This is a genomic window from Cognatishimia activa (assembly GCF_001458335.1).
Taxonomy (GTDB): Bacteria; Pseudomonadota; Alphaproteobacteria; order Rhodobacterales; family Rhodobacteraceae; genus Cognatishimia; species Cognatishimia activa.
Map to the genome: position 1 here is coordinate 53,606 of NZ_CYTO01000026.1, position 446 is coordinate 54,051.

Consider the following 446-nt stretch of genomic DNA (forward strand, 5'->3'; position numbering starts at 1 on the left):
GAAGCCCCCTGGCTGCCCGAAGCGGCAGCCTATCGGTTGACGCTGTTTCTGGGCAATCTCGCGCCGGTCCCGTGGTATAAGGTGGAGCAAGCCTGGTCCGAGCCCTATCATGGCTCGGAGTATCGCCTCGGAGCACTTGCCTGGTTGGACCGAGAAAGCGCCGTTGATGTCGGTGACTTGACCGACGCTATCGGCTGGCAGGATCGGCATGCCGTTCATGTGGCGGCCACCCGCCTCATTGCGCTGAGAATCGAAGAAGAGCTGGACGCGGCCACTGCTGCAGACAACCCGGCGGTATCGCAACGGGCAGTGGCAACTGCCAAGGAGCTCTACCGCGCGTTCGCTGACCATATCAAAGCCGCGGACCCTGATGCGGCCCGGACATTGGGTCGGGCGTGGTTGGAACTCAACAATGCCACAGGCTCGGCGGGCGTGCTCGGTGCCGG

General features: G+C 63.9%; 1 pseudogene. It reads left to right on the forward strand.

The annotated features are described in order from the left end of the window. A pseudogene (locus tag TA5113_RS16460) lies at window positions 1-446 on the forward strand (cytochrome C); the annotation flags it as partial.